A 25,776-nucleotide genomic window follows, 5' to 3' on the forward strand; every position below is an offset into this window, starting at 1 on the left:
TCTTTACCAGGTCGCGCCGGGGTGTTGGCGCGCCAAGGACTGCATCTCCGCGAGGATGAAACCGCGGTGCTCGGAGAAGCGCCCGGTGCGCTGCCCGGAGCGGGCTTGCTTGACATCCGGGATGGCTAGGCCTGCCTTGTCCAGGACATAGGCGATGCGCTCATCGAATTGCGTGCGCAGGCTGGAGGGAAGAACGGCGATGCCTTCTGCTGCCAGCTTCTCGTGGAGTGGTAGGTCCTCGAAAAGTTCGTCGAGGTAGGGCCACATGTACATCAGGCCCTCCGTGATCCGACGGTGGGACTCTTCGGTGCCGAGACCCAGACGCAGAATCCACTGGTTGGCGTGGTCGATGTGGTACTCAACTTCCTTGATGGCCTTGGCCGCGATAGCTGCCAGCGTCTCATCCTTCGACTCCAGCAGGGCGGTGTAGAGCCCGTGCTGGTAATAGGAAAAGAGCAGCTGGCGGGCGATGGTGTAGCCGAAGTCCCCGTTCTCCTGTTCGACGAGGCGCGCGGAGCGGAACTCCTCCTCGTTACGGAAATAGGCCAAGTCATCCTCGGTTTTGCCCCATGCGGTACCGGCGTAGGTCAGCAGGAAGCGGGCGTGCCCGATGAGATCGAGGGCGATGTTGCCCAAGGCGATGTCTTCTTCCATCTCTGGTGCGCGCGAAATCCACCAGCCCAGGCGCTGGGCCAAGATGAGGGCGTCATCGCCCAACATGAGGGCATAGCGTGCGGTGTCCTCGGGGGCGACTGCGCCGGAAGCGGCGATGTCTTCTGCGGTGATGCCGTTGCCCTGCGATTGCTTGGTCGCAGAATCGGCGGCTGCAAATCCGGTCACAGGTGCGGCACTCCTTCAGACTTGTCGTAGTAAGTAGCGTGGCGGTAGCTCTTACCCTGCGGCGATTCGAAGAATCCTCCCTTGGAGTCGGGGTCGGAGGAGGCAATGGCCTCGCTGGGCACAACCCACACGGAGGTGCCTTCATTGCGGCGGGTATAAAGGTCACGGGCGTTGCGCAGGGCCATCGTGGCATCCGGTGCGTGGAGCGAGCCGGCATGGACGTGAGAGAGGCCGCGGGAGGAACGTACGAAGACCTCCCACATGGGCCAGTTAGAGCTGGACATGGAACCTTCCTTATGGTCTCGAAGCTGGTTGGGCAGTGTGCTTAGGTGTTAAGCGATGAGCGAGGTATCAGCCGAGTGGTGCTTCTCGGCGTAGGCTGCGGCAGCCTCACGGACCCAGGCGCCGTCGGCATGCGCTTGGCGACGTCGCTGCATCCTCTGCACGTTGCAGGGTCCTTCGCCCTTGATGACGGCCTTGAATTCGGACCAGTCGAGCTCGCCGAAGTCATAGTGGCCGCGCTCCTCGTTCCACTTCAGGTCTGGGTCCTCGAAGTGCAGGCCAAGGGTCTCGGCCTGTGGAACGATCATGTCCACGAAGCGCTGGCGCAGCTCGTCGTTGGAAAAGCGCTTGATGTTCCATGCCATGGACTGCTTAGAGTTGGGGGAGTCATCATCCGGCGGGCCGAACATCTGTAGTGCCGGGCCGTAGAAACGGTTGATGGCCTCCTGGGCCATCTGCTTCTGCTCGGGGGTTCCGTGGGACAGCTCGTAGAGGATCTCCCAGCCTTGACGCTGGTGGAAGGACTCTTCCTTACAGATGCGCACCATGGCTCGGCCGTACGGAGCGTAGGAGGCGCGGCAGAGCGGAACCTGGTTGCAGATGGCAGCGCCATCCACCAACCAGCCGATGGCTCCGATGTCGGCCCACGTGCGCGCCGGGTAGTTGAAGATGGAGGAGTACTTGGCGGTGCCGTCGAGCAGCTGCTGAACCAGCTCGTCGCGGGAGGTGCCCAAGGTCTCCGCAGCGGAGTAGAGGTAAAGGCCGTGGCCAGCCTCATCCTGCACCTTGGCCATGAGGATGGCTTTGCGCTTGAGCGAAGGTGCGCGGGTGATCCAGTTGGCCTCCGGCTGCATACCGATGATTTCGGAATGTGCGTGCTGGGAGATCTGACGCGTCAAGGTCTTGCGGTAGGCAGCCGGCATCCAGTCGGTGGGCTCGATGCGGGAATCTTCGGCGATGAGCTCGTCGAAGCGCTGCTGGGCTTGTGCTTCATCCGCGGCCGGGACGGCGGCGAGTGTTTTCTCTGATGGGGTCATGGGAGGAATCGTTCCCTCTCTGCTCAGTGTCGGCTGAATAATACTTACTGACTGGTTGGTCAGTATATGGCGCAGGTGTGAGCTATGTCAACCATGTTTGTGAGCTGCGCCCTACTTGTTGCGATTCTGGGGCTTGGCGGGCAGCACGCGGAATGTGCCGCGGAATTCGGCGATGGGCTTTCCCTTGATGCTGAGGGTGACATCGACGACGCCATTGCGGCCCCAGGCTTGGCGAGTGATTCCTACTCCGTCAACGACGTCACCTTCGAAGGCGGGGGCGATGTAGTGGATCGAGTTGTGTGCGGCCACGGCCAAGTCGCCACCGGAATTGCAGGTGCCGGCGAAGATGGAATCGGCGAACATGTACAAATAGCCGCCTTGTGCCGTACCGTGCCCATTGCACATTTCAGGGCGGATGGTGAAGTGACCTTCACACCTGCCGTGGTCCAGCGCGGTAATTTTCGCACCAATTTCCGCAGTAGCGCGGTCGTCATCGAACATGGCGCGTACGTGGGTGAACTCGGGGCCTTCGGCGACGCCGGGGGCGAGGGTGGGGTGTTCGGTGCTCATGGGAATTCCTCCTTGGGAAGGGTCTTCCGCAGTGCTGCCGAGGGAGCGAAAAGGGGTGTGGTGGCTCACTAGTCTAACGGTGCTCGGGGCTCTCTGCTTGAATGGACTGCGTGAAGAATGAGAAATCCGCTGTCCAGGGCGCGGCACGTGGCCGCCCCGGTTATTCCCGTGAAGATGTCATTCGTGCAGCTGTTCGTGCTTTTACTGCCCGCGGCTACGACGCCACGTCGATGGATAACGTGGCGAGCGAATTGGGGATTTCCAAGTCTGCGCTGTATCACCACATCTCGTCGAAAGAAGAGATCTTGGAACTGACGGTAGTGCAGGCGCTCAGCCGTTTGGAGGCGGTCGCGGAAGAGATGGCCGCGGCCGATGTGTCGGCGGGGGAGAGGGTGCGCGGGCTATTGCGTGGCTCGATTGAGGTGCTGTGCTCCGACCCGAAGTCTGTCGCGCTCTTGCTCCGTTTGCGTGGAAACTCCGAGGTGGAGCGGAGCGCGTTGGAGCGCCGCCGTACGCTGACGCGTTCCGTGGTTCCGCTGGTGGAGGCTGCTCAGGAGGAGGGGGCTATCCGCTCCGACATTGAGGCTCCGCTGTTGACCCGCATGATTTTCGGAATGATCAACTCCACGTCCGATTGGTATGAGCCGGAGGGGCGGCTTGATGCCGAGGAGCTGGCCAGCACCTTTGAGCGTGTTGTTTTTGGCGGCCTAGCTCCGCAAGCGATGGGCTAGTCGCGATGGGCGAGTAGCTGATCGGCTAGTCGGAGGCGAGCGTTTCGCTCCGCCGTTGGGGCTCCATATGGGGGTGGGGCTTCTTTTGGCTGTGAAACCGCCGTGGCCTGCGATGATGTGTTGCGCTTCAAAAACTTAGCCTAATTGTGTTGTCTATCACCACACTGGCCTGTAGTGTACGTCACAAGACTTACCCAACCGAACGGTAAGTAAGTTTCGCACATGTTGTGCGTTGTCCCAGCTAACCAACTTCTTGCAGCACTTTCGATGGAGCTTGAGGGGTGTGGAATTTCCCTCTCCTCGAAATGAAAGGCAAATGACGTGACCGCAACGTTTGACATCTTCTCTGACCACCACGGCCCCCAGATGGGTATTGAGTACGCATCCCGCGATGAGATCATCGCGCTGCAGACCGCGCGCGCGAAGAACGAGCTTCGCCACGCGTACTACAACGTCCCGCACTACCGCCGCGCGTTTGATGAGAAGGGCGTCCACCCGGATGACTTCAAGGAACTCTCGGACTTTGCGCTGTTCCCGTTCACCGACAAGGAAACGCTGCGCGCAGAATACCCCTTCGGAATGTTTGCCGTAGGTCAGAACCAAATCTCCCGCATTCACGCTTCCTCCGGTACCACCGGCCGTCCAACCGTTGTGGGATATACCGAGAATGACGTGCGTATTTGGGCGGAGCTCGTAGCCCGTTCGCTGCGGGCAGGAGGCCTGCGCAAGTCCGATAAGGTTCAGATTACGTTCGGCTATGGACTCTTTACGGGTGGCCTGGGTGCCCACTATGGCGTCGAGGCCCTGGGGGCCACGGCGATTCCGACCTCCGGTGGTCAAACGGAGCGCCAGATTCAGATCATGCAAGACTTCCAGCCAGACGCAATTCTGGGCACGCCGTCTTACGTGCTGAACCTTCTCGACCGCATGCGCAAAGAAGGTTTGGATCCGCGCGAATCCTCTTTGCGCGCCGGTGTCTTTGGTGCCGAGCCGTGGAGCGAAGGTATGCGCCGCGAACTGGAGGAGGGCTTCGGAATTACGGCCACCGATATCTACGGCCTCTCCGAGGTGATGGGTCCGGGTGTGGCCCAAGAATGCGTGGAGACCAAGGATGGCCTGACCGTCTGGGAGGACCACTTCTACCCAGAGATCATCGATCCGGAGACCATGCAGCCGGTTCCGGATGGCGAGTATGGCGAGCTGGTTATCTCCTCCCTGACCAAGGAAGCCTTCCCGATTATTCGCTACCGCACCCACGACATCACCCGCCTGCTCCCGGGTACGGCGCGCTCGATGCGACGCATCGACCGTATCTCCGCTCGTAACGACGACATGATCATCCTGCGCGGCGTGAACTGTTTCCCGTCGCAGTTCGAGGAGATCATCACCGAGGACCGTCTGCTTCGTCCGCGCTACCAGTGCGTGCTGAGCAAGCGCGGCCGCATGGACCACCTCACCCTGGTGGTTGAGCATTCCTCGGAGGCCACCCCTGATCAAATCGATGCCTCTACCCAGTGGCTGAAGAAACAGATCAAGGAGCGCATCGGCATCACCGTCGGCGTGGAAATCACTGACCACGTTGATTGCGGTGAGGGCAAGGCCAAGAGGATCGTCGACAACCGCGATAAATAGACCGTTCTCGGTTCCTTGGGCGCGCCCAGCTCACTATTTGTCTCCTTAGTTCACTGGCTTTAACTGTATCCACCGTGCTTCTGCACCCATAGAGAAAAGACTTCCGCTATGTCTGCACCAGTCACCCAACAGCCTGCCCAAGGGCCGGGAATTACCACAGAGCACAAGCGCGTGCTTGCCGGATCGATGGTTGGCACCACCATTGAGTGGTTCGACTTCTTCATCTATGCCCAGGCCGCCGGCCTGATCTTTGCCACCCAGTACTTCGATCCGGTCTCCAATGAAAGTGCCTCGCTCGCGCAGATCATTTCCTGGGCGTCGCTGGGTATCTCCTTCCTCTTCCGTCCCCTCGGCGCAATTCTGGCCGGTCACTTGGGTGACCGGCTCGGACGCAAGCCGGTCCTCGTCGTCACGTTGGTCGGCATGGGCCTGGCCACCATGCTGATGGGCGTGCTGCCCACCTACGCCTCCATTGGCATGGCAGCGCCTATCCTGCTGGTGCTCTTACGTATCCTTCAGGGGCTCTCCGCCGGCGGCGAATGGGGTGGTGCGGCGATGCTGGCCGTTGAGCACGCCCCGCAGGGCAAGCGCGGACTGTTTGGTGCTTTCCCGCAGGTAGGAGTGCCCCTCGGCATGTTCCTAGCCACCATCTTTATGCTGGTGCTCTCCGCCGTCCTGACCCCGGAGCAGTTCCTCGCCTGGGGCTGGCGTATCCCGTTCCTGTCCTCCGTCGTGCTCATTCTTCTGGGTTACCTGATCCGCCGGGCAGTGGAAGAGTCCCCGGCTTTCGCGGAAATGGAGGAGCTGAAGGAAAAGTCCACCGCGCCGCTCGCGGTCCTGTTCAAGGGGCACTTGGGAACCGTCATTAAGTGTGCGCTCATCTTTGCCGCCAACAACGCTATTGGTTACTTCGTCATTGCCTACTTCACCGCTTATGGCACGAAGGTGGTGGGTTATACACGCCCTCAGGCCCTCGCGGTAGCCCTGGTCGCGTCGATCGGTTGGTTTATCGGAACTCTGTACTTTGGCCACCTTTCTGACCGCTTGGGGCGCCGCACGACGTTCATTGGCGGCTACGTTGTCTTGGCGCTATACATCACCCCGGTGTTCTTGGCGGTAGATTCGGGCAACGTCATGCTTTTCGGTGCAGCTGTGTTCCTGCTGGGTGTCATTTTGGGCGCGAGCTACGGCCCGCAATCGGCGATGTACGCGGAGATGTTCCCAGTGAAGGTGCGCCTGTCAGGCGTGTCCATCGGTTATGCCTTTGGCTCCATCATCGGTGGTGCTTTTGCCCCGATGATCGCGGAGATGCTGTACACGCGGTACGAAACCTCCATGGCGATCGCCGCCTACGGCATCGCTATTTCGGTCGTGTCCCTCATTGGTGTGCTCGCCGTTCCCAAGGGGATTCAGGATCGCGATTTGCACGTCTAGTTTCACCATCTTCTTCGCCCACTCTTTGCCCTTCATCGCTCAGCTACTTTCCGGGACCCAATGTTTCGGACGGGGAGCAGAGTGTTGAGGGGCAGTGGCGGTTTTAGGCCTCTGGCCATGGAATTAAGGCAGAGGTAAAGCTTCAGAAATAAATATTCAAAACGGTACCTATAGGTTGGCAGTTAGGCTAAGCTTCTCGCTAATACTCGTCGTACGCGGCCCGTATAAACAATTCCTACGGTCTTGTGCGTGCACGATATTTACTCAAGAAGAAAGTTCTCTCATGACTACATCAACCCCGCATAAGACTCGCTCTACACGCGATACTTTTAATACGCGCTTTGTCTTCCTCATGGCCGCCATCGGCTCCGCCGTCGGCCTGGGTAATATTTGGCGTTTCCCTTACGTTGCCTATGACAACGGTGGCGGCGCCTTCCTCATCCCGTACATGGTTGCCCTGCTCACCGCAGGCATCCCCATCCTGTGGTTCGACCTGGCCATTGGTCACCGTTTCCGTGGTTCTGCGCCGCTAGCATTCCGCCGTATCAGCAGTCGCTGGGAGGGAATCGGTTGGTTCAAGGTCGGCGTGAACTTCTTCATCGCCATCTACTACGCCGCCATCATTGCCTGGGCGGCGCTCTACACAATCAAGTCCGTGACCCAGGCGTGGGGCGAGGATCCATCAACGTACTTCATGAGTGACTTCCTCCAGGCAGAGCCGGAGGCAACCTACTCAGGCCACATCGTCCCGTCCATCCTTGGCGTCATGATCCTCGTGTGGATCGTCTGCATCGCCACGTTGGCCACGAGCATCAACAAGGGCATCGGTAAGCTGACCTCCATCTTCCTGCCGGTCCTGGCCGTCATGTTCATCATCCTGGTCATCCGTGCCTTCTTTCTCGACGGCGCCGCCGAGGGCCTCAACGCCTTCTTCACACCTGATTGGTCCGTGCTGAGCAACCCATCGGTGTGGATCGCCGCCTACGGACAGATCTTCTTCTCCCTGTCCATTGGCTTCGGCATCATGATTACCTACGCCTCCTACCTCAAGCCGCGTACCAACCTCACCAACACGGGTCTGGTTACCGCCTTCGCTAACTCCTCTTTCGAGGTCCTCGCCGGCATCGGCGTCTTCGCCACCCTGGGCTACATGGCCGCCCAGCAGGGCGTGGCTGTGGATGAGGTGGCCTCTTCCGGCATCGGCCTGGCCTTCATTGCTTTCCCGACGATCATCAACCTCATGCCACTCGGCGGATTGTTCGGAGTTCTTTTCTTCGGCTCCCTGTTCCTGGCTGGTGTGACCTCGCTAATTTCCATCATGGAAGTTGTAGTCTCCGCCGTGGCAGATAAGTTCAATGTTTCTCGCCGCGTTTCCGCTATCACCGTGGGCGGCGTCATGGCAGTGCTGTCCTGCTTCCTGTTCTCCACCTCCTCGGGGCTGGTCACGCTGGACATCATGGATAAGTTCACCAACAACCTGGGCATCGTCTTTGGTGCTATCTGCGCCCTGGTGGTCGTCGGCTGGGTTACTGGCCGCCGGCGCGAGATCCAGCAGCACCTCAACGCTGTGTCGCAGTTCAAGGTAGGCGGCTTCTGGCAGTTCCTGACTTTTATCGCCACCCCGCTGCTGCTGGTCTACTTCCTCGTTAACGAAATCCTCACCATTGCCCGCGAGGGTTATGAGGGCTACGCCACCATCCAGATTGGTCTTTATGGCTGGGCCGTGCTGGGCATCATCCTGCTTGCCAGCTTCCTCATGCCGCTGGTGGCCTTCCGCGGAAACAAGTACCTGGACGGCATGGAGACCTCTGATTATGGGGTTCCAGTTGGTGGCCGCCCAGCCGGCACTCCGAACCCGCTTGCCACGGGTAAGCCTGCCGCACCGATTACGGACGACAAGTAACGGCTACTAAGAAAGGAGAACGACAATGACTACAAGCGCAATCCTGCTCTTCATCCTCTTCGTCGTCGTCATCTGGGGCGGACTGGTGGTGTCCTCCATCTGGCTGGCGCGCAGCGACGATGAATTCACCGGCGAACTGGGTAATGCCCCCGGCACCGACGATGAATCGCTGTCGCACCGCGTGCACCACTAAAGGGGGCGGGCGGCACTCTGCGCCCGCCCCCTGCGCCTGCTTAAATCTCGACCACCGTGCGCCCATGTCGGGAGCCCGCGCGAAGCTCTTGAGCGGCGGTGGCAACATCAGCCAACGGCACCGTCTCAGTAATAGAGTTCAGCATGTCGAGGTCGAGGTGCTCGTCGAGAAGCTGCCAGGCTGCCTCGCGCACCTCGCGGGGCGCGTCGACGGAGTTGCCGCCAGCCAGGACGATGCCGCGCAAGATGAATGGCAGCACCGAGGCAGGAAGGTCCGGACCGGCCGCCATGCCGGTGGCCGCCACCACGCCGCCCCAGCGCACCTGCGCCAGCACATTGGCCAAGACGGTGGAGCCGGCGGTGTCAATGGCGCCGTCGTACAGCGCCTTCTGCAGCGGGCGGCCGGTCTCAGACAGCGCTGCACGGTCGAGCACGTGATCCGCGCCGAGTGAGGTGAGATACTCCGACTGGGATTCCACGCGGCCGGTGACGGCGGTGACCTCGTAGCCGGAAGACTTGAGCAGCTGGACCGCGATGGAGCCCACGCCACCGGTAGCACCGGTGACCAGGATATGGCCCTGTGTGGTTCCGTGCGTGCGCAGCTGGTTTACGCAGATAGCGGCGGTGTACCCGGCCGTGCCAATGGCGGCGGCATCGTGCGCGCTGAAGCGCTGGGGCACGGGGATGGTGACTTCAGCGTTGACGCGCTGGCGGGTGGTGTAGCCGCCATGGCGGAATTCGCCCAGGCCATCGCCGCAGGAGACGACAAGCTGGCCGGGGCCCAGGCGAGAATCAGAAGTCTCCGCCACGGTGCCCACGACATCGATGCCGGGGACGAGGGGATCGATGCGCATGACCCCCTTATCGCCCTCCAAGGCCATGGCGTCCTTGTAATTGAGGGAAGAAAACTGCACATCCACGACCGTGTCACCTTCCCCGAGCAAGGGCTGCTCTTGGAAGGAATGGCTTATTCCAGACTCCGTGCGAGTGACAATAAGTGTGCTCATGGGCACTATCGTACAGAGGATGTGAAGCAGCGTTTTCTGGCTTTTGCTTCAGCCGGTTTCCAGAGAACATCATTAGGGTGAAGCGCATGACTGGGATAGAAGCTCAACACCCGCGCAATAGGCTGCGGCCCGCGCCGGATCCATATCCGCACCTGCGTCGTGATTCCTTCCTGGTCACGGCCCTGTCCTTGGTGGTCGTGATGTTGGCGACGGTGGGCAAACCCTTTATGGATATCCCCGGCGTGGTGGATGGTTCCGCACATGCGGTACGCCAGGTCAATACACAGCTCTTTGGTGGTTTTGAGAACGCCTCCGTGTGGTACGGCGCGTGGACCGATCTGATAGGAAACATCGCTCTTTTCATGCCGCTGGGCGCGGCGATCTACGTGGCCGGGCGCGAGCGTGCCAGGATTCGCTGGGGCCTGGGCGGGGCGATGCTGATCGGCCTCGTAGTCAGCCTCTGCATTGAAAGCGCCCAGTACATCTTTGCCCTGGGCTTTAGCGATGTCGATGACCTTCTATACAACACCGTGGGCTCTGTTTTCGGCGCCGTACTCATGGCGCGTATGGGGCGCGACGAGCAGGTGAAGATTCTGCGCCGCCTGGGATTCCTGCTTGCGCTGGCAGCGGTGGTGCTCCTCGCCATGGTTGCGCTCTAGCGCCTAGCGGGAAGAGCGAACGAGCTTGGCGACGTCCGCCGCCACCTGCCGTGCATAGGGTGACACACCGGTAATCGTGGCCGAGCCCGGACCAGTCCACGTGCCATAGCCCACGGGGAAGAAACCTTCCACCGTGGGCTTTCCTTCTGCCAACAGCCCAGGGAACGGGCGTAGCGCTGGGCGGAAGCCGGTGGCCCAGATGAGATCGCTGAAGCCTTCGCGGTTCAACTCGTCCAGCGAGGAAAACATGTCGGTCGCGCGCAGCAGCCCACAATCGCGGGCCTTGAGTACCGGCGGGACCATGACGATATCCCCCAGTTCTGTTTCGGGGCCCGGGTCCGGCTCGCCCCGCAGCTTAGCCAGCATGCGCTGACGGTTGCGAGCAAAGAGCACGCGCCCGTCCACATCATCCGGCATCCAACGCGGAGGGTGCGTGGTAAACCACGCGGTATCCACGCCGGCGAGGGCTAGCTCGGCGGCAATCTGGGCACCGGAGTTGCCCGCGCCGACAACAGCCACACGGCTGGTATGGCCGCTGTTGGTGCTGTCTAAGAAAGGATTTGGCCCCGTGTAGCTTGCCGTGTGCCACTGGCGCCCCTGAAACTCACCGGGGTAGAAGGGGATGAACGGCGCGGACCACGTGCCCGTCGCGGCCACGACGGTGCGAGAACGAAACTCACCGTGAGTGGTGAGAAGGCGGAAGAAGGGGGCGTCGTCAAGCACGCGCTCCACCGCCACCCCGTGCCGGACCGGCAGGTCATAGCGCTGCTCATAGCGGGTGAGGTAGTCCACCACGTGGGACGCCGGCGGGAAACCCGGGTAAGAAGGCATGGGCCAGCCGGGCAGCGTGGAGGATTGGGCATCGCTAAAGAGCGTGAGTGAGTCCCACACGTGTTGCCAGGCCCCGCCGGGGGAGTCGTTGGCATCGAGGATGAGGAAATCGAGCTTCTGACGGCGCAAGTAGTAGCCCGTGGCCAGGCCAGATTGGCCGCCACCCACCACGATGCAATCGTAAGTACACATTTATTGGATGAGCTTTCGTTCGCGGGCAGCGGAGACAGCCGCCGTGCGGGTTTCTACGCCCAGCTTTTGATAGACGTGGATCAAGTGGGTCTTGACCGTGGCCTCGGAGATGAAGAGCTGCTGGGCAATTTGCTTGTTGGAAGCGCCTGTGGACAGCGCCTGCAGGATTTCCAGTTCACGCGCGGACAGCGCGGTCTCCGGTTGCGCCAAGCGCTCCGCTAGGAGGTTGGTGACCTCAGGGGCCAAGGTGCGCTTGCCTGCAGCCGTGTCGAGCACCGCGGTGTGAAGCGTTTCTTCGGGGGCGTCCTTGAGCAGATAGCCTAATGCGCCGGCCTCCACGGCGGCCAGAATATCCGCCTGCGTGTCATAGGTGGTGAGGATGAGCACTGGTGGCCCGTCGAGCTCGCGCACGCGCCGGGTGGCGGCGATACCATCGACATCTGGCATCTGAATATCGCAGACGACCACATCGATATGGGGAGCATCAGCATCCGTCAGCTGCTCGACGGCCGTGCCATCGGAGCCTTCCAACACCACCTCGATGTCGGGGAAGGCGTTAAGAATTGCGCGCAGCCCGGCGCGGACCACGGGGTGATCATCGATGAGCATCACGTTGACCATTGCTGCTGCTTCCTGTTGGGATTCGCACCGCGAGTGCGGTGCCGGCGGGTGAAGATTCTACCTGGACGCTGCCGCCGACGCTGCGAACACGCTGCTCCAGGCCGGTCAGCCCGAAGCCACGTGGCCCTTCGATGCCGCGGCCGTCATCGACGACATCGAGGATGATTCCATCCTCGAAAGAGCCCAGAGTGACCACGGCCTTGTCGGCATCGGCGTGTTTCATGACGTTGGTCAGCCCTTCCCGCGCGGCGCGCAAGATAACGTGGAAAAACTCGGCGGGGACGTCCGCACTGCCAGTGAGCTTGAGCCCGAAGCGGGTGCGCAGCCCCAGGCCCTTGGCTTGGGCTTGGAGCTCATCCACGAGGGAGCGCAGTTCCGCGTCGATGGAGGAGGCAGGGGCTGCGAGCTCTTTGACGAAGCGCCGGGCTTCGGCCAAATTATCCTGCGCTACCTTCTCTATGAGCGCGAGCTGTTCAGTGACGTCCTGCTGGGTAGACGTCTTCTTGGCGGCGCGGCTGAGCAGGACGATGGAGGAAAGCCCCTGCGCCACGGTGTCATGGATTTCGCGGGAGAGCCGCTCCCGTTCTTCGAGGCGCCCGGCTTGGTGCTCACTGGCGGCCAGCTCCTCCTGGGTCTCACGCAGCTGCTTGGCGACGGCCGCGTGGTGCGCCGCCTCCGCCTGAACCCGGCGGGCGGCGTGGTAGACGGCCACGGCGAAGCAGGTGCCAATAAACGGACCGATGGCCGCGGCTATGGTCCAGGATTGCGGGTGGAGCCACGCGGGGACGAATGCGGCGACGGCCCACAGCACCACGCTGGCAACGATGCCGGGCCAGAAGGGAAGGGCACGGACAAAGACGAAGACCAGCGGGAACTCGAGCCACATGAAGTCTTGAGCGTGCACCATGAGGCCGATCCACAGCAGGCACAGGGCGGCGAGCCACAGTGTGGTGGGGATGGGGCGGGTGATGGTGCGGGAGCCGAAGACGGCAAATCCCGTGTAGACCACTGCGAGTGCGATGGAGAGGCCGAGGGCGCGGGCGTCGAGGCGGCCGTCGGCCCATGCGCGGAGCACGCCGAAGACGAGGAGAAAACCGAACATGGCGTGCAGTCCCACGGTCCACAGTTTGTTGCTCATCATCACGGCAGTCCAGCTTATCCGCTGGCTGGTCGAGGGCGAATCAACCAACTGGTTGAGTGGAGGTTCAACTGGCTACTCGATTACTTTCTGCGCCGCCCACAGCAGGATTAATAGTATGTTCCTGGCATTGAGAGAGATAGTCACCGCCCGCGGTCGGTTCTTCCTGATCGGCGGCGTCGTGGCTCTCATTACGTTGTTGCTCGTTATGTTGTCCGGCCTGACCCAAGGCCTGTCCAAGCAGAATACCTCCGCCCTCGAGGCACTCGGGGAGCAGACTCCTTATGTGACCTTCTCGACGGAAGACCCCTCCTTCACCGAGTCGGAGATCTTCGCCGAGGATGTCCCTGTCTCGGGCATTCCGCTCGGTACTTCGCAGACCAAGCTGGAGGGCCACGGCGGCGTGGCGGTTATCGGCCTGCCCGCCGGCACCCAGATTTCTGGCTCCAGTGCCGTGATTCCGGAGGAGGGGATGGTCCTGAGCCAATCCATCGATGAAGAGATGAACGCGCCCTCCCGTGGCACCCTCGGCGGTGTGGACTTGGACGTGAACGGGGTGGTTGAGGATGAGTACTACTCCCACTCCCCGGTGGTGTGGGTCTCTACCGAAACCTGGCAGCAGGTCTCCCATTCTCCTGAGGACATGGTGGGCGTAGCCGTGCTGTCCCAGGAGTCCACCGATACCTCCGTGTCCATGAGCAAGGCCCTGTCCGGTCTTCCGGCCTATAGCTCGGAGCGCGGCTCGCTGCTGACCATGCAGGCCTTCCTCTACGGTATTTCCGCGCTGGTCACCATCGCCTTCCTGAGCATCTGGACTATCCAGCGCACCCGTGACCTGTCCATCCTGCGGGCCCTTGGCGCCAGCGTGAAGTACCTGCTTAAGGATGCTATCGCGCAGGCCGCCATCATCCTGGCGATTGGCGTGGGGGTCGGCGCGCTCGTCGGCTGGCTGCTCGGCCTTGCCGCCCAGGGCACCGTGCCCTTCGAGGTCTCCGCGACGACCGTCATCGTTCCCGCGCTCGGGATCTGGCTGCTCGGCATCGCCGGTGCTTTCCTGGCCACCCGCCGCGTTTCCAAAATCAACCCGCTCGACGCCCTAGGAGGCAATGCCTAATGACTACCACTGCTTCTTCCCCCGCACTGTCCCTTCGCGATGTCGTGGTGAGCTACCCGGATGGTGAGTCCCGCGTCACGGCGCTGGATAATGTCAGCCTCGACGTCAAGCCGGGCGAGCTCACCGCCGTCATCGGCGAATCCGGTTCCGGCAAGTCCACGCTGCTCTCCGTAGCCGCCGGCCTCATCGAGCCGGACTCCGGCACCGTTGAGCGAACCGGCTCCCGCGGCCTCATCTTCCAGCAAGCAAACCTGCTATCTGCGTTGACGGCGCGCGAACAGCTGCTCATCATTGACCACATGGAAGGCCGTAAGCCGCGCCAGGACCGGGCGGACGAGCTGCTCAGCTTCGTGGGCTTGGAGGGCTTTGGCAACCGCCGTATGAACCAGCTTTCTGGCGGCCAGCGCCAACGCGTCAACATTGCTCGTGCTCTCATGGGCCAGCCTTCCGTGCTGCTTGCCGACGAACCCACTTCCGCCCTCGACTCCCGACTCTCCCGCGAGATTGCCAAGCTCTTACGCGGTGTCACCGATGACTTCGGCACCGCCACACTGTTCATCACGCACGACCGCAGCCTCCTTGACTATGCCGACACCGTGGTGGAGGTCAAGGACGGAAAGCTCTCCGAATATTCCGAGCTAGCCGCGTAGGAACCCGCTTATCTCTCATATGTTCATACAAAGGGGTAAATTAATACCCCGTTATGATTCGACCTCGCAAGCCCCGAGTAAGCCCAACTGACTACCCGCGTATGCAGCAGTGGACTGCGCTGCATGCGATCATGTTGAGCATTACCGTGGTGGCCTGCGGGGTCTTTATCGTCGCTGCTCGCAGAATCAAGGGAACCTCCCGCGAGACCTTTATCCGCCGGATGGTGGGCTGGGCCTTGCTGGTGGCGGGTACTGCGTGGACGGTCATCTCCCTGGACCCGAAGCAATTCGATATTCGTGAGTCTTTGCCTTTGCACCTGTGCGATGTGCTGCGCCCCATCTTGGCGCTGGGCCTCATTACCGGCAACGAGCATGCGCTGACCTTGACCTACTTCTGGGGCATCATCCTCAACCCGCAGGCCATTATCACCCCGGACGTCATCTACTACTTCTCCCCGCGCTGGCTGCGGTTTGGCACCTATTGGTTCTTCCACATCGTGGCCCTCGCCGTTCCGCTTGCGCTGACCTTTGGCTTGGGCTACCGGCCGACGTGGAAGGGCTATCGCTTCGCCGTGAAGGTCACACCAGTATGGATGGCTACCGCCATGGCAGTCAATGCGAAGACCGACGGCAACTATGGCTTCCTCAACCACGCGCCGGGAAGCCCCTCCATCATCAACCTGCTGGGTCCCTGGCCTGGCTACATCGCGGCAGAGACCCTCGCCGTCGCAGCAGCATGGGCCGGAATGACGTGGCCGTGGGAGAACACCTCGCTGCGCCGCGACACGGTGGCGGTGGGCCCGCGTGGGCTCATGCGTAAGTCTGTGGGCACCGCGTCCGGGATTCTGCGCCGCGCCACGGTACGTTTTCGTAAATAGTGGCCCGCGAATCGCAAAATTCTAGGGCTTCGTTGCGAAAACGTACCGAGACGGTGGAGGCTAAGTACGGATCGATCAAATAAGCCCCCAGATCTTCGAATTTTTGGGGTGCTATTTGATCGAAACGTACTCAGTGGTGGAGCTAGCGCCGAGACAAGGATCTAGCGCTCGGCGTTGAGGAGCCGCGCGATGGCTTGCGGGATGGCCGCCGCGATCTGGGAGGCAGAACAGGGCGCAAAGCCCTCGGGCGTCTCGGCCGCGATGGCCGCCGAATGGGCGTGGATGGCGCCGGCGTGGAGAACCTCGGGGATGGTTTGGGCGGCGATAGCGGCGGCGGTTTCGGTGGCGGTTTCGGCGGAGAGTTGGGCCATGACCGCGCCGAGGATGCCCGAGAGCACGTCGCCGGAGCCGGGAGTTGCGGCAAAGGAGTGACCGGCGTTGAAGGAATACACAGGCTGGCCCGGCGCGGTGATGCGGGTCAGGCGGCCCTTGAGCAGGATGATGCTGTTTAGCTCTTCGGCTAGCTCGTGGAGGGCGCGGCTCCAGCCGGTAGCTGCATCGGTAGGAGAGCCGAAAGTGGCCTGGTAAAGCCGCCTGAACTCGCCTTCATGCGGGGTGAGGATGGTCATCGGGTGTTCGGTGACTGTCTGGCGCAAGGAGGTGTTGCGCGCCAGAAGCGTGAGGGCGTCGGCATCGATAACGGTGGGCAGGTCCTGCGCCAGTATCTTGCGTAGTTCGGTGGCCGCCGCCGCATCGGTACCGCGGCCGGGGCCCACGACCCAGGCTTGGGCCTGTCCGGCGGAGGCCACATCGGGATGGCAGACCAGCTCGGGCAGCAGAGACGTGATCGAGTTATCGCCGATGAAGCGCACCATCGAGGGCGTAGCGCGTATCGCCGCGGTAGCACACAGGATCCCCGCACCTGGGTAGGTATCGCTTCCGGCGGCCAGGGCAACGACGCCCCCGGAATACTTATCCGAGCGCGCGCCTGGTGTGGGATCAACGATGGGGCCGGTGCAGCCAACCGGCCAGGGGCGGGAAGCGCGCCCGCCAGGAAGATCGAGTTCACCCGGTTGCCACGCATAAGGTGTCGGCACGGAGGGCTCGTGAGCGATGAAGCCTGCTGGTTTATCCACTTCAGCGAGGGTCTCGGCAAAGGAGGGCGCGCCGGGCAAGAAGAGATTGGAGACCACAACTTGCCCGCATTCGGCGGCCAGCGCGTGGCCGAGGCGTGGCGAGCCGAAGGTGACGGTGACATCGGCGTTAACGGCATCCGCGGCGCAGACTCCCGTGTCGGCATCGATGCCGGTGGGCATGTCGACGGCTAAGACTGCAGCCCCGGCAGCGGTGGCTTCGTGGTAAAGCGAAAGCGCGGTGCCGGTCAATCCGCGGGCGGAGCCGAGACCGGCGATGGCGTCGATAAGCAGCGCGCTTCCTAAGGGCGTGCTGTCTGAGGGCAGCGCGCTGTCGGAAGGAAGGACCGTGCCGCCAGCGTCTTGGAACGCAGTGAGAGCCTCCTCGTGGCAGCGTTCCGGAACCAGGGCATGGACCGTAACCCCACGCTCGGCTAGCTCCGCACCGGCAAAGAGCCCGTCCCCGCCGTTGCCGCCGGAGCCGGCGAGAATGAGCACCGCGCCGGGACGAGCCTCCAGCATCACCGAAGCAGCGTCCGCCACCGCGGCGGCAGCCAGCTTCATGAGTTGATCCTCATGGGATTGCTGTTTAAGCAGGCGCTTCTCAGCGGCACGGACGGTGGCAACGGTATAAGCAGGGCGCATAACCCACACCCTAGCGTGCGGGTTGGCAGGTGGGGCACCAGAAGAGGTTGCGGCCCTGCATGACCTGTTCCCGGATCTCGGTGCCGCACACATGGCACGGCTGCCCGGCGCGGCGGTAGACGTAGACCTCGCCGCCGTGGTCATCTTTGCGGGGCTCGCGGCCCATGGCCTCCGGTGTGTGCGCGGGGCGGACCGTGTCGATGCGGCCGTGCTCGACGCCGTAGTCCATGAGCTCCACCAGGTCCGACCAGATGGCATCGAATTCGGCGCGGTCGAGCTGCTTGCCCGGGATGAAGGGGGAAAGCCCTTGGCGGAAAAGGGCTTCTGCGCGGTAGATATTGCCCACCCCAGCGAATAGGCCCTGGTCCATGAGCATGGCACCGATGCTCCGCTTCGAAGAATGGACGCGGGCCCATAGGGCATCCGGATCGGCATCCTTGCGCAGCGGATCCTGGCCCACCTTCGCCACCTTGGCCTGGTACTCATCCTCAGTAATAAGGGTGCAGAACTGCGGTCCGCGCAGGTTCGCGGCCGTGGTGCCGTTATCAATGCGTAGACGGATCTGACCCCACACATCGGCAGAAGGCTCAAAGCGCAGGGATCCAATGAGCCCTAAATGGATGTAGATGACGTGGCGCGGGTTATCCGCATCGAAGTGGAGAAAGAGGTGCTTGCCAAAGGCTTCGGCGAGGGAGAGGGGAGAGGCGTCGACAAGCGCGGCCTCCGTAGCGAACCGGCCTTGGGGGCTGCTCACGGCCAGCGGCTCGTGACGGAAATCCGCATTGAGTGTACGGGCAAGGCGGTGAATAACGTGTCCCTCAGGCATGTCAGGAAGTCTACGCGGGGGCTGTGCTGCTGTAGACTTTTCGGGTACTACCCGTTGAACGGAAGGGCCTAAATACTATGGGGCGCGCGCTCGGTTTTGATCGTGAAAAATATATTGAACTGCAGTCGGAGCATATTAACGCTCGGCGCAAAGAAATCGGCGGGAAGCTTTACCTTGAGATGGGCGGCAAGCTTTTCGACGATATGCATGCCTCCCGCGTGCTGCCCGGTTTCACTCCGGATAACAAGATTGCGATGCTCGAGCGCATCAAGGATGACGTTGAAATCCTTGTCTGCATCAACGCCAAGGACATCGAGCGCCAGAAGATGCGCGGTGACTTGGGGATCCTCTACGAAGATGATGTGCTGCGGCTTGTCGACGTCTTCCGGGACCGCGGCTTTTTGGTCAATAACATTGTCATGACCCAGCTTGAGGATGGCAATAGCCAGGCGGAGGCCTTCATCGAGCGCCTTGAGCGTTTGGGGCTGACCGTGTCACGCCACCGCATCATTCCGGGCTACCCCGCCAACATCGACCTCATTGTCTCCGAGGATGGCCTGGGCAAGAACGACTACGTGGAAACCTCTAGGGACCTCGTCGTGGTGACCGCGCCGGGGCCGGGCTCGGGCAAGCTGGCCACCGCGTTGTCGCAGGTATACCACGAGAATTTGCGTGGTGTGCAGGCGGGCTACGCCAAGTTCGAGACCTTCCCCATCTGGAACCTGCCACTCGATCACCCGGTGAACCTGGCCTATGAGGCGGCCACGGTGGACCTGAACGATGCCAACGTCATCGACCACTTCCACCTTTCCGCGCACGGCGAATCCACGGTGAACTACAACCGTGATGTCGAGGCTTTCCCGCTGCTCAAGTCCCTGCTGGAGCGTCTGACCGGCACCGTGCCCTACCAGTCCCCGACGGACATGGGCGTGAACATGGTGGGCTTTTGCATCACCGATGACGAAGTCTGCCGCGAAGCCTCCCAGCAGGAGATCATCCGCCGCTACTTCAAGACTTTGGTGGAGGAAGCCCGCAACGGCCTCGACACCACGCAGTCCGAGCGCGCCGCCGTGGTCATGGCGAAGGCCGGCATCAAGTCCACCGACCGTCCGGTTGTGCTCCCAGCACGTCAGAAGGCGGAAGAGACGCAAGGCCCGGCAGCCGCGCTGCAGCTTCACGACGGCACCATCATCACCGGCCGCACCTCCCCGTTGCTGGGCTGCTCCGCAGCCGCGCTGCTCAATGCACTCAAGCACCTAGCCGGCATTGATGATGACCTGCACTTGTTGTCCCCGGAATCCATCGAGCCCATCCAAACGCTGAAGACAAAGCACCTGGGCTCCCAGAACCCGCGCCTGCACACCGACGAGGTCCTCATCGCGCTGTCGGTATCGGCGGCGAAGGACGAGAACGCCCGCCGCGCGCTTGAGGCGCTCAAGGAGCTGCAGGGCTGCGATGTTCACACCACCACCATCTTGGGTTCGGTGGATGAGGGCATCTTCCGCAACCTAGGTGTTCTGGTGACCTCCGACCCGGTCTTTGCCCGCAAGAGCGCGCTGTACCAGAAGCGCTAAGACTTCGCCGAAAGATTGGGGATCTTGCCACTAGCAGGCCTAGACTTGCGGGCGTGACTATTGGCAAGATTCTCCTCTACTACTGCTTTACTCCCATCGAGGACCCCACCGCGATCATGCTGTGGCAGCGCTCCCTGTGCGAGAAGCTCGGGCTGAAGGGCCGCATCCTCATCTCGGAGCACGGCATTAACGGCACCGTGGGCGGGGACATGGATGCGTGCAAGCGCTATGTGCGCGAAACCCGTGAGTACCCGGGATTCAAGAAGATGGAATTCAAGTGGTCCGAGGGTGGTGCTGACGACTTCCCGCGACTATCGGTCAAGGTACGCGATGAAATCGTGGCCTTCGGCGCGCCGGGCGAGCTCAAGGTGGATGAAAACGGCGTCATCGGCGGTGGTGTCCACCTCAAGCCCGAAGAAGTTAACAAGCTGGTGGAGGAGCGTGGCGAGGAAGTTGTTTTCTTCGACGGGCGCAACGCCATGGAGGCGGAAATCGGCAAATTTAAAAATGCAGTGGTGCCAGATGTGCGCACGACCCACGACTTCATCGCTGAACTCGAGTCCGGCAAATATGACTGGATGAAGGATAAGCCCGTGGTCTCCTACTGCACGGGCGGTATTCGCTGTGAAATCCTCTCCGCGCTGATGAAGAACCGAGGCTTCAACGAGGTCTATCAAATTGACGGCGGCATTGTTCGCTATGGCGAGAAGTACGGCAACGATGGCCTGTGGGAAGGCTCAATGTACGTCTTTGACAAGCGCATGCACCACGAGTTTGGCCAGGGCTTAGAGGATCCGGGCTTTATTCAGCTCGGCCACTGCGTGCATTGTGGGAAGGGGACGAATACCTTCCATAACTGCATTAATGAGGACACGTGCCGCAAGCAGGTGCTCATCTGCGATGATTGCATCCAGCACGTGGAGACACAGCACTGTGGGCGCCCAGATTGTGCCGAGGTGGCTGCCGCCCAGGCGCAGGGCTAGTTTTCGACAACCGGGGCGAGCAGGATCTGGATATCGTTGATGCACCAGATCATGAAGTTGCCGGCCATGACCCAGAAGATAGCCATCCAGCCGCGCCAGCGCACATAGGCCTTGAGTTTGCGCACCATGATGACGGCGCAGCCGATCATGCCGAAGAAGGGGATGATCAGCGTCGTCGTGGCGAACACGGTGCGCTGGGTCCTTGTACAAAGCCAGGCGGCATACTCGGCTTGGAGGCAATTGGTTGTGGTCCCGGCGACCTTGAAGAGGCCCGCGAGGAGGAGCGCATAGAGCGCCGAACCGACGAGGATGAAAATCATAAACCACAGCGCCTGGCGCGAGGAACGGCGATTAGCCTCGGCGACGGTGAGGGGATCGGGTTCGTCGGCAAGCTCGTCAAAGCTGCGGGGCTCAGGGCGAGGCAGGTTCGTATAGTCCGCGTCGGACGTGAGATCGTTTTCGGGGTGCTCTGCTGCCATGGTTTGTCAGTCTAACGTGCTTCTTTATCGTAGGTACTGGGACAGACCAGTACTGGAACGCCCAAGTGGGGAAGCAGCTCGGTGGCTGTGCTGCCAATGAAGACGCGTTCGATGGGCCCCATGGGAGCGGAACCCAAGCAGAGCAGGTCGCCCTTCTTCCACTTCAATGAATCCACCGCGCCGGACCAGCCATGGCCACTGCCGATGGCCGTTGTGACCGACACTTCCGGGTAGGTCTCCGCGATGAAATCGTGGGCTCGGTCCAACAGCGAGAGCGAGTGCTCACGCCAATTGGGGGCATCGGAAGGAAAGGTGGGGGAGTATTCGAGGGGGACGTCGACAAGCCCCTTGGCGGAAAACGCCAGGATACGCAGGGGGATTCCGCCGCGCTGCGCAATGCATGCGGCATGCAGCAGGGCGGGGTCGTCGGCATTACCCAAGTCGGTAAAGGCGAAATTGATGCGGGTAACGCCGTGCTTGGACAATTTGATGCCGCGGGGAATCAAACCCACGGGCAGTGGCGCATAATGCAGAAGCGCATCAGCGGTAGAGCCCGAGAAGAAACGGCCCTTCGGCGCGGATTGATTGGCTCCAAGGAGGATGACGCTCGCCTTGAAGTCCTTAGCCGCCTGTTCCAAGAGCTGGGGGCGAGAGGGCCCTGCCAAGAGAACGGAGACAGTTTTATCGAGCTGCTCCTTGTCCACCCCGGCTTCGTTCAAGGCCTGTTTGACAGCGCGCTCGCAGGTGGCGCGTTCCTTCTTGAACCACTTCTTGTAGGAACCGCTGAGCTTGCTGAGCGACGTCACGGTGAGGGGCTGCGAAATGGTTGAAACCACGCGAATCCGAACGGAGGTGGAACGTGCGAGCCACGCGGCAAACTCGATGGCCTCCGTGCCGGTGGAGCTAGGACTCCACGACACGAGGACGCGGAGCGGAGGGAGCTGGTCGTCCGGGGAGCATGGCCCTTCCGCAGGGTGTGAAGAATTCTTAGCCATTCAATAAAAAGTTCGGGGTCGTTTTCTTCATTATCGACCCTTCATGCCGGAAAATAAAATCCGCTCTACCGGCACTTTTTGGTCTATTTCCCTTCCATGATTGGACGGTAGACGTCAGCGAGCTTGGAGATCAGATTGACCACAGTGTCAGCGTCCTCGATGTCCTTCGGATCGAGCCAGCGGAGGATCTCCGCCAAAGCCGCCGCGCGCTGGCGGGAGACGATTGTCAGCTCGGATTCCCCAAGCTGGGTGAGGGCGACGAGGACACCGCGGCGGTCTTTCTCATCGCGGTGACGTTCCACGAAGCCGTGGCGCTCCAATTGGTACAGCGCGTTGGAGGCGGTAGGCATTCGGATGAGCTCTGCTTGGGCGATGGTGCTGACACGGGAAGGGCCACGCATGCGCAGCTGGTTCATGATGGAGACCTGCGACGTTGTTAAGGACGTTCCCTCCGTAGTGCGCTGGAAAATGAGCATGAGCTTATTGAGCGCGGGCTGGATCTGACGGGCGACTTCCAAGGCATCCTCATAGGGGACCGGGGATTCAATAGTTTCTTCACTCATGGAAAATAAGTGTAGCTAGAGATTGCGTGTGGCGGTAGTTAGCTGGTTGAAAAATTAGATTTTCTATCACGAAGTGCTTAGTCGGGGCCTAGATTGTTGGCGTCGCTGGCACTACACTGTCCGGCGTGAATTCCCCGTCTAAGGCAGAGTCGGCAAAGGCAAAGCCAGCCGTGGCCTACCGCAATGAGGTCTCCTATGAATGGGAGCGCGCGCAACATCTGCGTGAACTTCGTGCGGGGAAGCTCGGGCGCGAAGAGGTATGCGATGCCGATTTTCTCCTCCGTGCTGCGGCGAAGCACCACGGCGTCGACATGCACAAGCCGTGCCCAGTCTGCGGTGAGGAAATGCGGCTGACCCGGTGGGTGTACGGAGATGCCTTGAAACGCCGAGCAGGCAGCGCACGGAGCGAAGCAGAAATCGCGGAGATAGCCGCCGAAGGAATCGAATTCACCGTGCACTTCGTGGAAGTGTGTCCGGCGTGCCGCTGGAATCATCTGCTTCGAGCCGCCACGGTCTATGCTCTAGGGTAGTTTTGGCTTCCCAGTTCGCGCCGGTAAGCTGCATATATTTACAGTTTCTGTACAGGATTGATGAGGACACGGATCAGTGACCGAGAAGGAAACCTCTGGGCGAAAGTCCGGTAAACGTCGGAAGAGCCCCTCGCGCAGCGCACGACATTCGTCCAGCTCTAAACGCCGCTGGCCGTGGATCGTGCTCACTGTTTTATTCGTGCTCGTGGGCATCCCTGCTTTGCTCTTCGGCTACGCATATACGCAGTACGACGTCCCTGAGCCCGAGGAGCTGCAGCCGAGTCAGATTTCCACCATCGTCGCCGGCGATGGCGAAACGCAGTTGGCCAAGCTGGTTCCGCCCGAGGGCAACCGGCGGCAGGTAACCCTGGACGATATTCCGGATTATGTAGAGGGATCCGTGCTGGCCGCCGAGGACCGCGAATTCTGGACGAACTCCGGTTTTTCCTTCACGGGATTGGGTCGCGCTGTCTTGGGCAAGCTCACGGGCGATAGCACTGCCGGTGGTGGTTCCACGATCACCCAGCAGTACGTGAAGAACACGCTGGTGGGGGACGAATACTCCTACGTCCGCAAGATTCGTGAGCTCATCTACTCGGTGAAGATGACCAACGAGTGGTCCAAGGAAGAAATCCTCAACGCCTACCTCAACACGGTCTACTTCGGCCGTAATGCTTATGGCATCGAGGCCGCGTCTAACGCTTACTTCAACAAGGACGCTAAGGACCTCACCGTGGAGGAAGGCGCTATGCTCGCCGGCCTCATCCAGTCCCCTTCCGTGTTGGATCCGTGGGTGGATGAGGAACGCTCGCAGGCTCGTTGGAACTACGTCATGGATGGTCTCGTCGAGATGGGCGAGCTGGATTCTGCTGAACGCTCCCAGATGGCTTTCCCAGAGACGCGTGACCCGGGCGAGTACTCTGCCTACACCGAGGCGCCCGGTGCTTATGGGCACATCAAGAACCAAGTCACCGGCGAGTTGGCACGCGTGGGAATCACCGAAGACCAGCTGGCCACCGGTGGCCTCAAGGTGACCACCACCATTGACATGACCGTTCAAAACGCGTCAACTGACGCCGCCCACGAGCAGCTTGCCGTGCTGCAGGAGGACGCCCGTGCCGCAGCCGTGACCATCGACCCAGCAACGGGTGCTGTGCGCGGTTACTTTGGCGGCGATGACTCGAATGGTTGGGACTACGCCAACTCCCCGCTGCAGACCGGCTCGGTCTTTAAGATCATGGCGCTGGCCGCGGCCCTCCAGCAGGGCATTGACCTCAATACCTATTACTCCTCCGCTCCCTACCAACTGCCTGGCTCCCAGACCGTGACCAACGTGGGCGGCGGCTGTGGAAGCTGTTCCATCGCTGAGGCACTGAAGAACTCCTATAACACGTCCTTCCTGCGCCTCCAGGATGATCTGGACAACAAGATGCAGGACACCGCGGACATGGCCCACGCGCTGGGCGTTGCTCGCAGCCTGCCGGGGATTGAGAAGACCCTGACGGAGAACGGTGGAACGCCGTATGAAGGCATCGTGCTGGGCCAGTACCAGTCCCGCCCGCTCGATATGGCAACCGCCATGGCCACCTTGACTAACCAGGGTGTGTGGCATCAGCCGCACTTCGTGCAGAAGGTAGAGAACGCCGCCGGTGAGGTCCTCTACGAGAACCCGACCGATGGCGGTGAGCGTCGCGTCTCCGCCAACGTGGCGAATAACGTTATTTCTGCGATGCAGCCGATTGCTGCATGGTCGAATGGTGCGTTGGCCGGAGGACGTCCGTCGGCGTCTAAGACGGGTACCACGCAGCTGGGTGATACGGGCACCAACAAAGATGCCTGGATGGTTGGTTCCACGCCGCAGCTGGCAACAGCAGTGTGGGTAGGTACGGCCGATAACACCTCCGCGATCTTTAATCAGTGGGGCGGCATCATGTACGGCTCAGATGCACCGACGAAGATTTGGAAGTCCATCTTGGACACATCTTTGGCAAACGTCGAGCAGCAGACCTTCCCGCAGGCCTACCCGATTCACTATGGTGTCGGCAGCTGGGGCTCCGGGTATGTCTATGACCCGAGCCAAACCACCACGTGGGACCAGGCGCCAGCCAGCCCGGAGAACCATAGCCCCGAGGCTGAAGAGGAAGCGCCTGCAGAGGGCGGTGAGCACCAAGATGGGGGCCAGGGCGAGGCCCGAGAACAGCCGGCCCAGCCTGAGCAACCCGCTGATCCTGAAGTGCCTTCGCTCGATGACATTCTCAATGGAGATGGCCTCGGCCAACTTCTTGGACAATAGGAGAGTGATCCCGATTGAGCGATAACATTACTACGCGGATAGTT

Annotated in this window: 26 protein-coding genes; 13 read left to right on the forward strand and 13 right to left on the reverse strand. The window is 61.3% G+C overall.

The genetic code is table 11. The annotated features are described in order from the left end of the window. Positions 1-3: 3 nt before the first annotated feature. From paaC to ABZS45_RS11040, 4 genes are all read right to left on the reverse strand, one after another. The gene (gene paaC / locus ABZS45_RS11025) at positions 4-840 is read right to left on the reverse strand and encodes a 1,2-phenylacetyl-CoA epoxidase subunit PaaC (RefSeq protein ID WP_412099855.1); all 837 of its coding nucleotides are present in this window, start codon (positions 838-840) and stop codon (positions 4-6) included. Further along, positions 837-1,124, reverse strand: a complete 288-nt coding sequence (paaB, locus tag ABZS45_RS11030; protein ID WP_039672784.1) for a 1,2-phenylacetyl-CoA epoxidase subunit PaaB — start codon at positions 1,122-1,124, stop codon at positions 837-839. The genes paaC and paaB overlap by 4 nt, the downstream gene beginning before the upstream one ends. Positions 1,125-1,172: 48 nt before the next feature. Then, complete coding sequence (paaA, locus tag ABZS45_RS11035; RefSeq protein WP_412099856.1) at positions 1,173-2,159, reverse strand: 1,2-phenylacetyl-CoA epoxidase subunit PaaA; 987 nt, start codon at positions 2,157-2,159, stop codon at positions 1,173-1,175. 111 nt (positions 2,160-2,270) lie between these two features. Further along, positions 2,271-2,729 carry a hotdog fold thioesterase gene (locus ABZS45_RS11040; RefSeq protein WP_412099857.1) on the reverse strand — a complete coding sequence of 153 codons (459 nt, stop codon included), beginning with the start codon at positions 2,727-2,729 and terminating at the stop codon, positions 2,271-2,273. A gap of 110 nt (positions 2,730-2,839) precedes the next feature. Between ABZS45_RS11040 and ABZS45_RS11045 the strand changes: the two genes are divergently transcribed. From ABZS45_RS11045 to metS, 5 genes are all read left to right on the forward strand, one after another. Beyond that, positions 2,840-3,460: a TetR/AcrR family transcriptional regulator gene (locus ABZS45_RS11045; RefSeq protein WP_246822960.1), complete on the forward strand. Its 621-nt coding sequence runs from the start codon at positions 2,840-2,842 to the stop codon at positions 3,458-3,460. 366 nt (positions 3,461-3,826) lie between these two features. Continuing rightward, positions 3,827-5,092 carry an AMP-binding protein gene (locus ABZS45_RS11050; protein WP_412101172.1) on the forward strand — a complete coding sequence of 422 codons (1,266 nt, stop codon included), beginning with the start codon at positions 3,827-3,829 and terminating at the stop codon, positions 5,090-5,092. A gap of 108 nt (positions 5,093-5,200) precedes the next feature. Beyond that, positions 5,201-6,526 carry an MFS transporter gene (locus tag ABZS45_RS11055; RefSeq protein WP_412099858.1) on the forward strand — a complete coding sequence of 442 codons (1,326 nt, stop codon included), beginning with the start codon at positions 5,201-5,203 and terminating at the stop codon, positions 6,524-6,526. A 283-nt stretch (positions 6,527-6,809) separates the two neighbouring features. Continuing rightward, on the forward strand, positions 6,810-8,429 hold the full coding sequence (locus ABZS45_RS11060) for a sodium-dependent transporter (RefSeq protein ID WP_412099859.1): 1,620 nt from the start codon (positions 6,810-6,812) through the stop codon (positions 8,427-8,429). Between the two features lie 25 nt (positions 8,430-8,454). After that, on the forward strand, positions 8,455-8,622 hold the full coding sequence (gene metS / locus ABZS45_RS11065; RefSeq protein WP_046648774.1) for a methionine/alanine import NSS transporter subunit MetS: 168 nt from the start codon (positions 8,455-8,457) through the stop codon (positions 8,620-8,622). A 40-nt stretch (positions 8,623-8,662) separates the two neighbouring features. Here metS and ABZS45_RS11070 read toward each other — a convergent pair whose 3' ends face one another. Next, the gene (locus ABZS45_RS11070) at positions 8,663-9,628 is read right to left on the reverse strand and encodes an MDR family oxidoreductase (protein ID WP_412099860.1); all 966 of its coding nucleotides are present in this window, start codon (positions 9,626-9,628) and stop codon (positions 8,663-8,665) included. Between the two features lie 86 nt (positions 9,629-9,714). Here ABZS45_RS11070 and ABZS45_RS11075 point away from each other — a divergent pair, with 86 nt between their 5' ends. Continuing rightward, positions 9,715-10,287 (forward strand): VanZ family protein, encoded by a 573-nt coding sequence (locus tag ABZS45_RS11075; RefSeq protein ID WP_412099861.1) that lies wholly within the window; start codon positions 9,715-9,717, stop codon positions 10,285-10,287. Positions 10,288-10,290: 3 nt separating this feature from the next. On the opposite strand, the gene ABZS45_RS11080 is transcribed toward ABZS45_RS11075, so the two are convergent. Genes ABZS45_RS11080 through ABZS45_RS11090 form a run of 3 tightly spaced genes read right to left on the reverse strand, consistent with a single transcriptional unit; the run spans position 10,291 to position 13,072 of the window. After that, a complete protein-coding gene (locus tag ABZS45_RS11080; protein WP_412099862.1) occupies positions 10,291-11,310 on the reverse strand; it encodes an NAD(P)-binding domain-containing protein in 1,020 nt (339 codons plus the stop codon). Next, positions 11,311-11,931: a response regulator gene (locus ABZS45_RS11085; RefSeq protein WP_412099864.1), complete on the reverse strand. Its 621-nt coding sequence runs from the start codon at positions 11,929-11,931 to the stop codon at positions 11,311-11,313. Beyond that, the gene (locus ABZS45_RS11090) at positions 11,906-13,072 is read right to left on the reverse strand and encodes a histidine kinase (protein ID WP_412099865.1); all 1,167 of its coding nucleotides are present in this window, start codon (positions 13,070-13,072) and stop codon (positions 11,906-11,908) included. Before ABZS45_RS11090 ends, ABZS45_RS11085 begins: the two co-directional genes overlap by 26 nt. Positions 13,073-13,187: 115 nt before the next feature. Here ABZS45_RS11090 and ABZS45_RS11095 point away from each other — a divergent pair, with 115 nt between their 5' ends. From ABZS45_RS11095 to ABZS45_RS11105, 3 genes are read left to right on the forward strand one after another with little or no spacing between them, the layout of a single operon-like run. Then, entirely contained in the window at positions 13,188-14,183 is a 996-nt protein-coding gene (locus tag ABZS45_RS11095; RefSeq protein WP_412101173.1) for an ABC transporter permease, read from the forward strand. Beyond that, positions 14,183-14,833, forward strand: a complete 651-nt coding sequence (locus ABZS45_RS11100) for an ABC transporter ATP-binding protein (RefSeq protein ID WP_412099866.1) — start codon at positions 14,183-14,185, stop codon at positions 14,831-14,833. The genes ABZS45_RS11095 and ABZS45_RS11100 overlap by 1 nt, the downstream gene beginning before the upstream one ends. A 53-nt stretch (positions 14,834-14,886) precedes the next feature. After that, the gene (locus ABZS45_RS11105) at positions 14,887-15,711 is read left to right on the forward strand and encodes a TIGR02206 family membrane protein (protein ID WP_412099868.1); all 825 of its coding nucleotides are present in this window, start codon (positions 14,887-14,889) and stop codon (positions 15,709-15,711) included. A 161-nt stretch (positions 15,712-15,872) separates the two neighbouring features. Here the strand turns inward: ABZS45_RS11105 and ABZS45_RS11110 are convergent, their stop codons facing one another. Both ABZS45_RS11110 and ABZS45_RS11115 read right to left on the reverse strand, forming a co-directional pair. Beyond that, a complete protein-coding gene (locus ABZS45_RS11110) occupies positions 15,873-17,489 on the reverse strand; it encodes an NAD(P)H-hydrate epimerase (RefSeq protein WP_412099869.1) in 1,617 nt (538 codons plus the stop codon). Between the two features lie 10 nt (positions 17,490-17,499). After that, entirely contained in the window at positions 17,500-18,315 is an 816-nt protein-coding gene (locus ABZS45_RS11115) for an Fpg/Nei family DNA glycosylase (RefSeq protein WP_412099870.1), read from the reverse strand. A gap of 77 nt (positions 18,316-18,392) precedes the next feature. Here ABZS45_RS11115 and ABZS45_RS11120 point away from each other — a divergent pair, with 77 nt between their 5' ends. Both ABZS45_RS11120 and ABZS45_RS11125 read left to right on the forward strand, forming a co-directional pair. Next, complete coding sequence (locus ABZS45_RS11120) at positions 18,393-19,889, forward strand: DUF1846 domain-containing protein (protein ID WP_412099871.1); 1,497 nt, start codon at positions 18,393-18,395, stop codon at positions 19,887-19,889. 53 nt (positions 19,890-19,942) lie between these two features. Beyond that, positions 19,943-20,872, forward strand: a complete 930-nt coding sequence (locus tag ABZS45_RS11125; RefSeq protein WP_412099872.1) for a rhodanese-related sulfurtransferase — start codon at positions 19,943-19,945, stop codon at positions 20,870-20,872. Here ABZS45_RS11125 and ABZS45_RS11130 read toward each other — a convergent pair. From ABZS45_RS11130 to ABZS45_RS11140, 3 genes are all read right to left on the reverse strand, one after another. After that, a complete protein-coding gene (locus ABZS45_RS11130; protein ID WP_412099873.1) occupies positions 20,869-21,351 on the reverse strand; it encodes a hypothetical protein in 483 nt (160 codons plus the stop codon). The two genes, ABZS45_RS11125 and ABZS45_RS11130, sit on opposite strands and share 4 nt — an antisense overlap. A gap of 11 nt (positions 21,352-21,362) precedes the next feature. Next, on the reverse strand, positions 21,363-22,346 hold the full coding sequence (locus tag ABZS45_RS11135) for a universal stress protein (protein WP_412099874.1): 984 nt from the start codon (positions 22,344-22,346) through the stop codon (positions 21,363-21,365). Between the two features lie 83 nt (positions 22,347-22,429). Then, positions 22,430-22,909 (reverse strand): MarR family winged helix-turn-helix transcriptional regulator, encoded by a 480-nt coding sequence (locus ABZS45_RS11140; protein ID WP_412099876.1) that lies wholly within the window; start codon positions 22,907-22,909, stop codon positions 22,430-22,432. Between the two features lie 170 nt (positions 22,910-23,079). Between ABZS45_RS11140 and ABZS45_RS11145 the strand changes: the two genes are divergently transcribed. Together ABZS45_RS11145 and ABZS45_RS11150 are read left to right on the forward strand one after the other, a co-directional pair. Next, positions 23,080-23,439: a DUF5318 family protein gene (locus ABZS45_RS11145; RefSeq protein ID WP_412101174.1), complete on the forward strand. Its 360-nt coding sequence runs from the start codon at positions 23,080-23,082 to the stop codon at positions 23,437-23,439. A 76-nt stretch (positions 23,440-23,515) separates the two neighbouring features. Beyond that, positions 23,516-25,732 carry a transglycosylase domain-containing protein gene (locus ABZS45_RS11150; RefSeq protein ID WP_412099877.1) on the forward strand — a complete coding sequence of 739 codons (2,217 nt, stop codon included), beginning with the start codon at positions 23,516-23,518 and terminating at the stop codon, positions 25,730-25,732. The last annotated feature ends 44 nt before the right edge of the window (positions 25,733-25,776 follow it).

This window comes from Corynebacterium aurimucosum, from assembly GCF_046895345.1.
Classification (GTDB): domain Bacteria; phylum Actinomycetota; class Actinomycetes; order Mycobacteriales; family Mycobacteriaceae; genus Corynebacterium; species Corynebacterium aurimucosum_G.